The following is a 13,398-nucleotide window of genomic DNA, read 5'->3' as shown; positions in this document are numbered from 1 at the left end:
TATGAAACTGATCCCCTGCCCTCACTGCGGTAACCGCGCCCAGGCTGAGTTCGTTTACGAGCGCACCGCGGATTCGGTGGTGCCGCTTGATGCCGCCCCGGACGCCGCAGTGGCTGCCTTGTTTGGTCGTGCCAACCTGCGCGGGGTTGAGGAAGAAGTGTGGCGCCACACGCATGGCTGCGGCAGCTGGCTGCTGATCCGCCGAGACCGGGTTAGCCACGCACTTGAATGGGTGAAGCTGATCGGGCCGGAGGCGCTGCCATGATCGGGCCAGCAATCAACTTCACCTTCGATGGCCGCTGTTTGACCGCACGGCCGGGGCAAACGCTCGCCGCTGCGCTGCTTGATAACGGGATCAAGCTGATCGGCCGCAGCTTCAAGTATCACCGCCCGCGCGGGATCCTTTCGGCCGGGGTGGAAGAACCCAATGCGCTGGTGACGGTTGGCAGCGGCGGGCGGACCGAACCAAACACCCGCGCAACCGATCTGTTCGTTTACGAAGGCATGGTTGCAACCAGCCAGAACCGTTGGCCCACCCTGAGCAGCGATGTGGGAGCAGCGTTGCAACTGGTGTCCAGGGCCCTGCCAGCAGGGTTTTACTACAAGACCTTTTTCGGCCCGCCGGGGCTGTGGCTGTTCTATGAGAAGTTCATTCGCCGTGCTGCCGGGCTTGGCCCAGCCCCAACCCGGATCGACCCCGATCAGTATGCTCAGCGCGCTGCATTCTGCGATGTGCTGGTGGTGGGCGGTGGTCCAGCCGGGCTGCTGGCCGCGCGCGATGCCGTGCGCAGCGGAAAGACGGTAATCCTGGCCGAGCAGGACGCTGTGCTCGCCCCTTCACTGCTGCGTGATCCACAAGAAATCGATGGGCAGCCAGGCAGCGAATGGGCGGCCATTGTGGCCGATGAAGTTCGCGCTTCTGGCGGAAAGGTGCTGACCCGGACCAGCGCAAGCGGGCTGTGGGACGACCAGTTCATCTGCCTTTCGGAAAAGTTGGTCGAGCCGGGGCAGGTGCCCGAAAACGGCTTTACGCAGCGCTATTGGCATGTTCGCGCGGGCGAGGTTGTACTGGCGACCGGAGCAATCGAACGCCCGCTTACCTTCGCCAATAATGACCGGCCGGGCGTGATGCTCAGCCAGGCCGTGCGGACCTATGTTAACCGCTTTGGCGTGGTTCCGGGCAAGCGTGTGGTGGTGGCCACAACCGGCGATGATGCATACTTGACCGCACAGGCGCTAAAGGCCGCCGGAGCCGAAGTTGTAGTGCTGGACAGCCGCGCCGCGCCTGCCGGGCAGGACAGCGGGCTTGAAGTCCACAATCACGCTGCGCCGTTAACCGCCATAGGCGGGAAGTACGGCGTGACGCGCCTTGTTGCCGAAATTGGCGGAGACGAACGTAGCTTTGACTGCGATCTGATCGCGATGTCGGGCGGGTTCACGCCGGTGGTACATCTTCACATGCAGGCGGGCGGGAAGCTCGATTGGGACGAGGCCGCGCAGGCTTTTGTGCCGGGGACAAGCCGCTGGAATGTGCGCAGCGTTGGCCTTGCTGCGCAGCCGTCTCCCGCCGAAGCCGTGGGCGCTGCTGGAAATACCAAACAGGCCTTCGTCGATTTCCAGAACGATGTGACCGTGGCCGATCTCGATCTGGCCTGGCGCGAAGGATACCGCTCGGTCGAGCATCTCAAGCGTTACACCACGCTTGGCATGGCGACTGACCAGGGCAAGACCAGCAATATGGCCGCGCTCGATCGGATTGCCCGGCGCGAGGGGATGGCCGTTCCCGAAGCCGGGCTGACCACCTTCCGCCCGCCCTATACGCCGGTTTCATTGGGTGCGCTGGCGGGTTTGGCAACCGGCGAACACGCCCAGCCAACCCGCCGCCCGGCGCTTTACGATCTTCACGCTGCCAAAAACCCGATCTGGCTTAACGCGGGTTACTGGAAACGGCCGCGGGCCTATCCGCTAGGCAGTGAGAGCCTGGCCCAGGCTGGTCTGCGCGAGGCCCGCGCAGTGCGCTCTGCGGCTGGGATGTGCGATGTTTCTACCCTCGCCAAGTTTGAGGTCCAGGGCCCAGATGCTGTCCAGTTCCTTGAGCGGGTCTGCCAGACCACGGCCGGCAAACTGGCAGTTGGGCGCGGACGCTATACCTTCATGGCGCGCGAGGATGGGTTGGTGTTTGATGACGGCACGGTCTGGCGGCTGGGTGAAGCCCGCTACCTGCTGACCAGCTCGACCGGCGGGGCCAGCCGGATGGAAACCTGGCTGTCTTATGTGCGCCACAAGCTTTGCGGCGATCTCAGGGTTTCGGTTGTGCCGGTTCAGGAACACTATGCCGCGATTGCCGTAGCCGGGCCGAATAGCAGCGCAATCATCGCTACGCTGACAAAGGCCGAAGCCCCGCGCCACATGTCGGTTGTGGAACGCACGATTGCCGAGACGCCAGTGCTGGTGATGGCCGCCAGCTTTTCAGGCGAGCGTGCTTTCGAAGTCCATTTCGATGCCAGCCATGCCCAAACGGTGTGGCGGGCGATCGAGGCGGCAGGCTGCTGCCCCTATGGGCTGGAGGCGATGGAGCTGCTGCGGATCGAGAAAGGCCATATGGTGGTCGGCCCCGATATCGATGGGCGCCTGACCGCCGAGGATCTGGGCCTTGGCCGGATGGTCAACAAGGCCGGCGGCTGGATCGGCCAATCGGCTTTGCACCGTCCGGCTTTCGCGGACCCGCTGCGCAAGCAATTCGTCGGACTGGAGGCCTTGGACGGCGGCTCAATCCCGGAGGGTTCAATGCTGGTCGGCCTTGCTGGTGCAGAGGCCGAGGGCCATGTCACCGGATCGGGCCTGCGTGTGATCGAAGGTGGTTCGATTGCGATCGGTCACCTCAAAGGCGGACAAGCACGCCATGGTGAGGAAATGTGGGCCAGCTCGCCCACCCGCAGGCTGAAGGTCAGGGTCAGGGTTACTTCGCCGCATTTCTACGATCCGGCAGGGGAGCGCTATCGTGACTGAGCTGTGCATCGAACCACTGAGCCGCGCACCGCTTTACGTGCTTGAGCTGTGGGGCGATCCAAAGCCTGCGGCAAAACGGATTGCCAAGGCGCTAGGGCATGATCTGCCCAAAGCCGGCAGGGCACATGGCCTGGTCCTGCGCACCGGGCCGGCAACCTGGCTGGTTGAAGGCGATCTTACCGAACTCAGGGCCGCTTTGGGCGAAGGCGGGGCCCTGACGCCGACCGGCGGCGGTTACGCGCAGGTGCGGATATCCGGCCCGCGCTGGCGCAGTCTGCTGATGGAAGGCGGCCTGTTTGACGCTGAAAGCGCAGCGTTTGCGGTTGACAGCGTTGTCACAACGCCGATCGATCATGTGACGGTCACGTTGCGGGTAGAGAGCGAAAGCGCCTGTCTGGCTTACGTTCCCGCCAGCCTTGCGGACGATCTGCTGCGCTTTTGGCGGATCAGCGCAGGTGGCTTGCCGCGGTAACCAGCGCTTCGTGCAGCCACGGAGCGAAACTGCGCCAGACCTCAACCGTCCAGCGCTCCTCACCTTCGCGGATCAGCACGATTTCAGTGGTTTCATAGATCGTTCGCCGCGCCTCGCCGACCGCGAATTGTGAAAGATCGCGCGGCGCGCCGCTTTGCAATACGGCTATCGCGCGCGGGCCTTCGAGCTCCAGTGTGATCGCGCGTTCGGAAATGTCGACCACGCTCAGCGGCAAGCCCTCGCCCGATGGGACCACCGATCCGATCGGCAGACGCAACAACCATTCGTCTGGGCCAAGGCAGGCCATACCGCCTTCGTTGGTGCCAATTTTACCCGGCACCTTGTGCCCGATCGCCTTGGCCAGCGCCTTGGCATCACGCCCGCGCAGCGACCAGCGCGCCAGTGGTGCGCCCAACCGGATTGAAACACCGGGAAACTCAGCCGGCTGTGCCGGGATCGGCGCGGATCGGGTGGCGGTGTCAGGCATTCAGCCGGCTCCCCTCAGCATCATAGAACATCGGTTTGACCACTTTGGCCGTGATGGTCTTGCCCGGCATTGGGACGTGCAATGTCTCACCCATCCGGTCGAAACCACCTTGCACCAGTGCCATTGCGATCGAGCGGCCCAGCGTGGCGCTGGCATAGCTTGACGTAACATGTCCGATCATTGTCATCGGCACCGGCTGGTTCGGATCGGCCACGATCTGCGCACCCTCAACCAGCACTTCGGCAGGATCATCGGTCAACAGACCGATCAGCTGCTTGCGCCCGCTTGCGATAATATCGGGCCGCGCCAACGAGCGCTTGCCAACAAAGTCCGGCTTTTTCTTGCCCACCGCCCATTCAAGCCCGGCATCAGATGGCGTGACCGTGCCATCGGTATCTTGCCCGACGATGATAAAGCCCTTTTCCGCGCGCAGCACGTGCATCGTCTCGGTGCCATATGGAGTGATACCGTGGGCCTGCCCGGCCTGCCACACCTGTTCCCAGACATGCCGGCCATAGGCCGCAGGAACATTGATTTCAAAGCCCAGCTCGCCAGTGAAGCTGACCCGGAACAGCCGCGTCGGTACTCCGCAGATCGTGCCTTCGCGCACCGCCATGTGCGGGAACATTTCACCCGATAGATCGATGCCGGAAACCAGTGGTGCGATCACATCACGCGCCTTGGGTCCTTGGAGCGCAATCACGGCCCACTGTTCGGTGGTGCTGGTCAGCCAGACGTTCAGATCGGGCCATTCGGTCTGGAGGTAATCCTCCATCATGTTCAGCACACGGGCTGCTCCGCCGGTGGTTGTGGTCAGATGAAACCGGTCAGGTGCCAGTCGGGCCGAAACACCATCATCGGTAATGAACCCGTCTTCGCGCAGCAGCAGACCATAGCGGCACCGCCCCGGCTCAAGCTGCTTCCATGGGTTGGTGTACATCCGGTTGAGGAATTCCGCCGCATCGGGGCCGACAACCTCGATCTTGCCCAGCGTCGATGCATCGAAAATTCCGGCGCCTTCCCGCACCGCCAGACATTCACGCGCAACGGCTGCGTGCATGTCTTCGCCAGCCTTGGGAAAATATCGCGCGCGGCGCCACTGCGCGACCAGTTCGAACACCGCACCATTGGCCTCGGCCCACGGATCGATCGGGCTTTTGCGGACCGGCTGGAACAACGCATCCTTGGCATGCCCCGCCAAGGCCCCAAATGTCTGCGGGGTATAGGGCGGGCGGAAAGTCGTCAGCCCGATTTGCTGGACCGGCCGATCCAGTGCACGCGAAGCCAGTTGCAACGCGTTAAGATTACTGGTTTTTCCCTGATCGGTTGCCATCCCGTTGGTGGTATAGCGCTTGATGTGCTCAACCGATTTCATCCCTTCGCGCACCGCAAGCGCAATGTCCTTGGCGGTGACATCGTTCTGGAAATCGACGAAAGCCTTGATCCGGGACGGGTTCTTCGGAGTGGGCAGCTGACCAATGCTGAGGCCACTGCCAAAGCTCCAGGTGCCGCCGCAGGCACCAACGCAGCGCACATTCTCGTTCGGTTGACCCGGCAGGTATGCCCCCCAGTCCTCAGACCATTCAAGCTTGCCAAGCGAGTGTGACCACAGGTGGACCGAAGGGGTCCATCCGCCGGCCATCAGCAGCGCATCGCAAGCGATCCGCTGCCGCGCGGAACCATCGGCGCGGGCCATCTCGATGCCCTTCACTGCCTGCCGGCCGGCTACACCGATAACCGCGCTGCCGAGTTCAACTCGCAGGCCCAGCTCTTGCGCTTCGGCCAGCAAGCCCTCGTCCACAGTGTCGCGCAGATCGATGATTGCTGCCACGCTCACCCCGGCGCGGGCCAGCGTGAAGAGATCGCGCCAGCCGCTGTCATGGACCGTCATCAGCGCAACATTGCCGCCCACTGCAACGCCGTAGCGCGCCAGATAGGTCCCCGCTGCCGAGGCCAGCATAACGCCGGGCACATCGTTGCCCTCGAACACCAGTGGGCGTTCGATCGCGCCCTGCGCCAGCACCACTTCACCTGCGCGGATCCGCCACAGTTTCTCGCGCGGGTGATGATCGGGATTGGCCAAATGCTCGGTCAAACGCTCAACCGCGCCGATGAAATTGTCGTGATAATACCCGAACGCGGTTGTCCGGCTTAGCAGGGTGACATTGGGCAGTTTCCCCAAGTCCTTCAGGCTTTCCGCCAGCCATGGCCACAGCGCCGGATCACCCAGCGCGCCGCCGCCCATTTCGTCCTGTTCGTCGAGCAGAAACACCTTTTTCTTCGATGCTGATGCGGCCAGCGCTGCGTCGATCCCGGCTGGCCCAGCGCCAACGATCAGCACATCGCAGTGGGCATAGGTCGCGCCGTAAACATCGGGATCAGCATCTGTCGGCGCATCGCCCAGCCCAGCCATGCCCCGGATCGCGGGTTCATACAGTTTTTCCCAGGCCGAACGCGGCCACATGAAGGTCTTGTTATAGAACCCCGCCGGAAAGAACATTCCCAGCCGATCGTTGATCGAACCCAAATCGGTCTGCAGCGATGGCCAGCGGTTCTGGCTGCGGGCGTTCAGGCCTTCATAAATCTCGATCGCGGTGGCCCGCAGATTGGGCGTGTATCGCCCGCCGCCGCGGTCCACACTGATCAATGCGTTGGGCTCTTCGGCGCCCGCCCCCAACAGCCCGCGCGGGCGGTGGTATTTGAAACTGCGGCCCATCAGGATCACGCCGTTCGCCAGCAGCGCCGAAGCCAGGCTATCGCCCGCCTGGCCTTGATACGCCTTGCCGTCAAATCTGAAATTGACCCGTCCTGCGCTGCTCAGCCGGCCCGCGCCTGCAATCCGGTGCGCGCTCATTTGCGGGGTTCTCCGGCCTTGTAGGTCGTTTCAAACTTGTCGGTCACGGTATCGCGAACCGCGTTGAAGAACCGCCCGCAGCCATGGATATGGCGCCAGCGTTCGTTGTGCCGACCACGCGGATTGGCGCGGATGAACAGGTATCTGGCCCAGTCCTCGTCCGACATCGCCGACGGTTCGGCAGGCCGCGCAATGTGCGCTTCGCCGGCATAGGCAAATTCAAGCTCGGGGAGCGTCTGTTCGCAATAGGGGCAGTGGATCAGGATCATATCAGTGCGCCACCGCTGCTGCTGCCGCTTCATCAATCAGCCGGCCACGGCGGAATCGGTCAAGGTTGTAGGGCGCGTTGATTGGATGCGGTTCGTCCTTGGCCATGGTGTAGGCCAAAAGATCGCCCGCACCCGGTGTTGCCTTGAATCCGCCGGTGCCCCAGCCGCAATTGACATAGAGCCCGGGAACCGGGGTCTTGCCAAGGATCGGCGAACGATCCGGTGTCACGTCTACAATTCCGCCCCAGTTGCGCAGCATCCGCATCCGCCGGAACAGCGGAAAAATCTCGCAGATCGCAGCCACGGTATGCTCGACAATATGGAGCGCGCCGCGCTGTGAGTATGACACATACTGATCGGTTCCAGCACCGATCACCAGCTCGCCCTTGTCTGACTGGCTGATATAGGCGTGGACCGTGTTGGACATCACCACGCAAGGGAAAACCGGTTTGACCGGCTCTGAAACCAGTGCTTGAAGCGGATAGCTTTCCAGCGGAAATTCCAGCCCTGCCATCTGCATGATTACCGAGCTGTTGCCGGCGGCCGATACCCCGATCTTCTTCGAAGCGATAAAGCCGCGGGTGGTTTCCACGCCTTCCACGGCGCCATCGGCCCCGCGGCGGATGCCGGTTACCGCGCAGTTCTGGATGATATCAACCCCCAGTGCCGCCGCCGCGCGGGCATAGCCCCAGGCCACGCTATCGTGCCGTGCGGTTCCGCCGCGCCGCTGCAATGCCGCGCCCAGTACCGGATGGCGTGCACCTGGATCGATGCTCAGCGGCGGGCAGTATTCCTTGGCCTCTTGCGGGGTCAGCCACTCGTTGTCGACGCCGTTCAGGCGATTGGCATGGATGTGGCGCTGAAAGCTCTGCACATCGTGGACATTGTGCGCGAGCATCATCACGCCGCGTTTGGAATACATCACGTTGAAGTTGAGGTCCTGGCTCAGCCCATCCCACAGCTTGACAGCGTGATCATACAGGTGCGCGCTTTCATCGTAGAGGTAGTTCGAGCGGACGATCGTGGTGTTGCGCCCGGTGTTGCCGCCGCCCAGCCAGCCCTTCTCGATCACCGCGACATTGGTGATGCCGTACTTCTTGGCCAGGTAATAGGCCGCGCCCAGGCCATGCCCACCCGCACCCACGATGATTGCATCATAGCTGGGCTTTGGCTGCGCATCGGGCCACAGTTCGGGCCAGGACTGATGCCCACCCAATGCCTTGGCAAACAGGCTGATCGCGGAAAAGCGGGTCATCGGTTCAGGCCTTCAGCGCGTTGTTCTCTGGATCAAATGGGCTGTCGGGGATTACCACCGCCTTGTATCGATTGCCCAGGATCGAAATCTCCAGCTCGGTCCCGGCAGCGGCCAGATCCGGGCGGACCATGGCCAGCGCCAGGCTTTTGCCAACGCGCCAGCCATAGCCGCCCGAAGTAGCGCGGCCGACCAGCTCTTCGCCCAGGTAAATAGCCTCGCTGCCGCGCGCATCGGCATCGGTCACGCCCAGCACTTCCATTGTCACCAAGGCATTGGCCAGCCCGGCCTCCTTGCCCGCCATCAACCCATCCTTGCCGTGGAAACCCGGCTTCTTGAGGCTGATGAAGCGATCGAGACCGCTTTCGAAGGCGTTGTATTCGATCGACAGTTCGCGCGGGATCAGCTTGTAGCTTTTCTCCATCGCCATCAGCGTCATCGCCTTGATCCCGAACGGCTTGATGTCAAATTCCGCGCCGGCAGCCATCAATTGATCGAAAATGTAGTTCTGCATCTCGATCGGATGATGAATTTCCCAGCCCAGTTCGCCGATGAAGTTGACCCGCAGCGCATCCACCGGGGCGGCGCCAATGCTGATCTTCTGGCCGGTCAGCCAGGGGAAGGCAGCGTTGGAAAGATCGGCGCGGGTCAGCTTGGCCAGCACATCGCGGCTGCGCGGTCCTGCCAGAACGAGCACGCCCATTGCGGTCGTCAGTCGTTCAAACATGACCGAACCATCGCTGGGCAGCGCCTTCTTGAGGTAGTCCTGATCGTGCCGTTCATAGGCCCCGGCCGAGACCAGGTAATATTCTTGCGGCGCGGTTTTATGAACGGTGAATTCGGCGCGCACGCCGCCCTTGGCGGTCAGCAGATATGACAGGGTCACCCGGCCGATCTTTTTGGGCACGGCATTGGACAGCAAGCCATCGAGCCAGCTTTCCGCGCCAGGGCCGCTGATCCGGCACTTGGCGAAAGCGCTCATGTCCTGCAGGCCGACTTTTTGCGTCACATGGCGGCATTCGGCGCCAACATGTTCAAAGTAGTTGGAGCGGCGGAACGACCACTTTTCGCGTATCGGCTCGCCCGGCACATCAGGGTGATTGTGGTTCAGCAGCACATCGGGCCGGTCCAGATCGGCATCGCCCAGCTCATATCCTTGCGGCGCAAACCAGTTGGGTCGCTCCCACCCGAAGACCGATCCGAACACCGCGCCCAGATCCTTCATCCGGCTGTAGCATGGCGTTTGGCGCAAAGGCCGCGCGGCTTCGCGTTCCTCGTCGGGATAGTGGACCGAGAAAACCTTGGCGTAGGATTCCTCGTTCTTGGCTGTCAGATAGCCTTCGCCAGCATAGTCCCCAAAACGGCGCGGATCGACGCCCATCATATCGACCGTCGGTTCGCCCTCGACAATCCAGTGCGCCAGCTGCCACCCGGCCCCGCCGGCCGCCGTGATCCCGAAAGAATGGCCTTCGTTCAGCCAGAAGTTCTTCTTGTCCCAGGCCGGACCAACAATCGGCGAACCATCAGGGGTATAGGCGATCGCGCCGTTATAAACCTTCTTTACACCAACCTCGCCAAAGGCCGGAACCCTCTTAATCGCAGTTTCGATATAGGGCATCAGCCGGTCCAGCGCATCGGGGAACAGCTCATACTCGCTGTTCGCTGCCGGGCCATCAACATAGCAGGCAGGCGCGCCAATTTCGTAGGGACCAAGCAGCAATCCGCCGGCCTCTTCACGCATATACCAGCTTGAATCGCTTTCACGCAGCACGCCCATTTCGGGCAGGCCGGCGGCGCGGCGTTCCATGATCGCGGGATGCTGATCGGTAACGATATACTGGTGCTCAACCGGGATCACCGGAATATCGAGTCCGATCATTCGCCCGGTCTGTCGGGCAAAATTGCCAGTGCAGGAAACCACGTGTTCGCAGGTAATATCGCCCTGGTCGGTGTGCACCACCCATTCGCTGTTTGGCAACTGGGTGATGCCGGTGACAGTGGTGTTGCGTTCGATCGTTGCGCCGCGCTGACGCGCACCCTTGGCCAGGGCCTGGGTCAAATCGGCGGGCTGGATATAGCCATCAGCCGGGTGCTGGATCGCACCGATTACGCTATCGACATTGCACAGCGGCCAGATCTGCTTGACCTGATCGGGGGTCAGAAAGTTGACCTCAACCCCGATCGTCTTGGCCACGCCGGCATAGTATTTGTATTCGTCCAACCGGTCCTGGGTGCGCGCAAGCCGGATGTTGCTGACTTTGGAAAAGCCCACGCTAAGTTCGGTCTCGGCCTCTAGGCTGGGATAGAAATCGACCGAATACTGGTGCAATTTTCCAACCGAGTAGGATAGATTGAACAATGGCAACAGGCCTGCCGCATGCCAGGTGCTGCCGCTGGTAAGCTCTTTGCGTTCGATCAGCACGCAATCGCTCCAGCCCATTTTCGCCAGATGATAGAGCGTCGATACGCCCACCACGCCGCCGCCAATTACCACAACCCGTGCCGTCGATTTCATTGCAAATGCCTGCCTGTTCCAGTCCGAGCCGGTCCCATGCCAGTCCTTGCCGCACCGCGACAACCACGGTGCGCTTCATGGCGCTTTCTAATGATCTGGATTAGCGCGCCGGGCTGGCGGAATCGACTGTCAAAACGATTTTGCCGACATGGCGTTTTTCCAGAAACACGCGCTGGGCCGCTTCGATTTTCTCCAGCGGGAAAGTGGCGCAGACCACCGGGCGAACTTCGCCCCGTTCGATATGACCAACCAGGCTTGCGAAAACGCCATCATCAAGCGCGGTGCAGCCAAAAAGCGTCAGGTCCTTGAGGTAGAGCGTGCGCAAATCCAGCTCAACCAAAGGCCCCGCAATCGCTCCCGAACTGGCATAGCGACCGCCCGGCCGCAAAGCTTGCAGCAACTGGCCAAAACCGCTTCCGCCAACCACATCGATCACGGCATCGTACGCGTTGTTTTCAAGCGGGGCATGGCGATCAAGCACTTCGCTGGCGCCCAGATCGGCAACCGCGCGATGCTTTGATGCCCCGGCCAAGGCGGTGACAATTGCACCGCGCCGCCGCGCCAGCTGGACGGCAGCCGATCCGACCCCGCCTGATGCACCGGTCACCAACACGCGTTCGCCCGCCGCTACTTTGCTGCGGTGAAGCAGGTTTTCAGCGGTGGAATAGGCGCAAGGGAACGAGGCCAGTTCAACCTCGCTCAGGGCACAGCGGACCGCGTGGCTGTGCGCTGCCGGGGCAACGGCATATTCGGCGAACCCGCCATCGCATTCCGAACCAAAGAAATCGGTCATGCCATTAGCCCGGCGCAAAGCCGGTTCAACCAGCACCCGTTCGCCGATCCGGGTTTGGCCAACGCCTTCGCCCACGGCCACAATCCGCCCGGCTGCGTCTATTCCCTGGATCCGCGGAAAGGTGAACTGGGTGCCGCTCCAGCCCTCGCCCTGCGCCTCCGCAAACCCGCCGGATCCGCCCGCAGCTGTCGATCCTTCAACGCTTGGTGAATACCAGCCGATCCGGGTGTTGATATCGGTATTGTTGACCCCGGCAGCCCCCACCTTGATCAGAACTTCGCCGGGGCCGGGCCGGGGCACCGGCAGATCGATCCGATACTCAAGCTTGTCAAACCCGCCAAAGCCGGTCAGCACCACACCGCGCATGGTATCAGGCACGCTCATTCGGCGCGGCTCTGCCCGAACTGATTTAGGTACCATTTCTGGAACTTGATTACGCTGCCTTCCTGGTCGGAATAGCGCCCTGGGCGATACCGGCTCGACAAGATTCCAGCCTGATTGTTTTCGGTGATCACTTTGTCCTGGCTGGTGGTGGCGTGATAGCCCCAGATCATTTTGGCGACATCGACCTCGGCCTCACTGGCGCGGCCATCGACCAGCCAGATCATCTCGACATCGGATTCAAGCGCCGAACGCGGGGTGAACTGGAACAGGATGACGAAGTGATCATCGGCGACGATTTGGCTGAACGGGCTGAAGCTTAGGTGCATCCGTCCCCCATCGGCCTGGCTGCGCTGGCCCATCAATGGCGCTGGCGCGGTGCCGTCCTGGGTCTCGGCGGCCCAGCCCTGCTTGTTCATTCGCTGCATCAGCAGGCGCAGGTGACTGGAATCAGGCGCGTCATCAATATTGCCGGTCGGCCGGCCCAACGCCGAGGCACTGGCTTCCCAGGCCTGTGCTTTGGGCATGTAGCTGGCAACGGCATCAGCCGGGCCTGAGCTGGGCCCCGCCCCCACAGCCACGATCGAATCCGCCGCGTGCATCGAACAGAATTCAGGGTGCGAAGGGACGCAGTGATAACATTCAAAAAAGTTCTCTACCACGAGCTTCCAGTTGGCGGTGGTGGGATAGCTGCCGGCATGGGCGATCCGCGCCTGGGCCAGCCCGTGGTAATCCAAGATTGGGCCAAAATCGCCAAACGTCGCGTCGAAATCGTCAGGCTCGCCCTCGCTCATGTTGATGAAGATCAGTCCATGAAAAACGCGGATATGGCACGCATTCAAGCCATTTTCGGCCTTGTCGAAATCCTCGGGCATCAGCCGCGCGGCAAGCAGCTTGCCGTCGAGCCCGAAAGTCCAGGCGTGGTATGGGCAGACCAGCTTTGGCGCGTTGCCGCTATCGGCCTGGCAAATCGTCGAGCCGCGGTGGCGGCAGACATTGAAAAAGGCACGGACACTTGCCTCATTCTCACGGATGACGATGATCTGCTCCGAACCTACCCGGAACAGGAAATAATCCCCCTTGTCCGGGATCCGCGACACATGGCCCGCCAGCAGCCACTTGCGGCTGATGATTTGCGCCATATCGGCTTCAAACACGGCATCGCCAACGTAGAATTCACGCTCGAAACTGTATCCGACCTGAGTGTTCGCCGCGAGCCGCTGCATCAGCTGGTGTGCAGTTTCAGGGATCATGATTTTATCCTTGCGCTTGCGGGATCGTAAAGCGGTTTGAGCGAAGCGGTGGCGCGATGGCGCACCCCGGCCACTTCAATTTCATAATCGTCGGCCCCGATTGGCCCCACCAC

At 62.0% G+C, this 13,398-nt stretch carries 10 protein-coding genes; 3 read left to right on the top strand and 7 right to left on the bottom strand.

Annotation, left to right across the window (positions count from 1 at the left end; translation table 11 throughout):
* Position 1: 1 nt before the first annotated feature.
* From ABL914_RS01065 to ABL914_RS01055, 3 genes are read left to right on the top strand one after another with little or no spacing between them, the layout of a single operon-like run.
* Complete coding sequence (locus ABL914_RS01065) at positions 2-265, top strand: sarcosine oxidase subunit delta (RefSeq protein ID WP_391561294.1); 264 nt, start codon at positions 2-4, stop codon at positions 263-265.
* Entirely contained in the window at positions 262-3,009 is a 2,748-nt protein-coding gene (locus ABL914_RS01060; protein ID WP_391561293.1) for a 2Fe-2S iron-sulfur cluster-binding protein, read from the top strand. Before ABL914_RS01065 ends, ABL914_RS01060 begins: the two co-directional genes overlap by 4 nt.
* A complete protein-coding gene (locus ABL914_RS01055) occupies positions 3,002-3,481 on the top strand; it encodes a hypothetical protein (protein WP_391561292.1) in 480 nt (159 codons plus the stop codon). The genes ABL914_RS01060 and ABL914_RS01055 overlap by 8 nt, the downstream gene beginning before the upstream one ends.
* On the opposite strand, the gene ABL914_RS01050 is transcribed toward ABL914_RS01055, so the two are convergent.
* The 7 genes from ABL914_RS01050 to ABL914_RS01020 all read right to left on the bottom strand — a co-directional run bounded on the left by ABL914_RS01050 (position 3,456) and on the right by ABL914_RS01020 (position 13,285).
* Positions 3,456-3,968 (bottom strand): sarcosine oxidase subunit gamma, encoded by a 513-nt coding sequence (locus ABL914_RS01050; RefSeq protein ID WP_391561291.1) that lies wholly within the window; start codon positions 3,966-3,968, stop codon positions 3,456-3,458. The genes ABL914_RS01055 and ABL914_RS01050 overlap by 26 nt on opposite strands.
* Positions 3,961-6,822 (bottom strand): 2Fe-2S iron-sulfur cluster-binding protein, encoded by a 2,862-nt coding sequence (locus tag ABL914_RS01045; protein ID WP_391561290.1) that lies wholly within the window; start codon positions 6,820-6,822, stop codon positions 3,961-3,963. Before ABL914_RS01045 ends, ABL914_RS01050 begins: the two co-directional genes overlap by 8 nt.
* Positions 6,819-7,091 carry a sarcosine oxidase subunit delta gene (locus ABL914_RS01040; protein ID WP_391561289.1) on the bottom strand — a complete coding sequence of 91 codons (273 nt, stop codon included), beginning with the start codon at positions 7,089-7,091 and terminating at the stop codon, positions 6,819-6,821. Before ABL914_RS01040 ends, ABL914_RS01045 begins: the two co-directional genes overlap by 4 nt.
* 1 nt (position 7,092) lies before the next feature.
* Positions 7,093-8,346 (bottom strand): sarcosine oxidase subunit beta family protein, encoded by a 1,254-nt coding sequence (locus ABL914_RS01035; RefSeq protein ID WP_391561288.1) that lies wholly within the window; start codon positions 8,344-8,346, stop codon positions 7,093-7,095.
* A gap of 4 nt (positions 8,347-8,350) precedes the next feature.
* Positions 8,351-10,858, bottom strand: a complete 2,508-nt coding sequence (locus tag ABL914_RS01030) for an FAD-dependent oxidoreductase (protein ID WP_391561287.1) — start codon at positions 10,856-10,858, stop codon at positions 8,351-8,353.
* 100 nt (positions 10,859-10,958) lie between these two features.
* On the bottom strand, positions 10,959-12,035 hold the full coding sequence (locus ABL914_RS01025; protein WP_391561286.1) for an alcohol dehydrogenase family protein: 1,077 nt from the start codon (positions 12,033-12,035) through the stop codon (positions 10,959-10,961).
* Entirely contained in the window at positions 12,032-13,285 is a 1,254-nt protein-coding gene (locus ABL914_RS01020; protein ID WP_391561285.1) for an aromatic ring-hydroxylating dioxygenase subunit alpha, read from the bottom strand. The genes ABL914_RS01025 and ABL914_RS01020 overlap by 4 nt, the downstream gene beginning before the upstream one ends.
* Positions 13,286-13,398: the final 113 nt, after the last annotated feature.

Source organism: Novosphingobium sp. (assembly GCF_040079535.1).
In the GTDB taxonomy this organism is placed as follows: domain Bacteria; phylum Pseudomonadota; class Alphaproteobacteria; order Sphingomonadales; family Sphingomonadaceae; genus Novosphingobium.
This window is presented reverse-complemented; position numbering and strand designations above follow the sequence as displayed.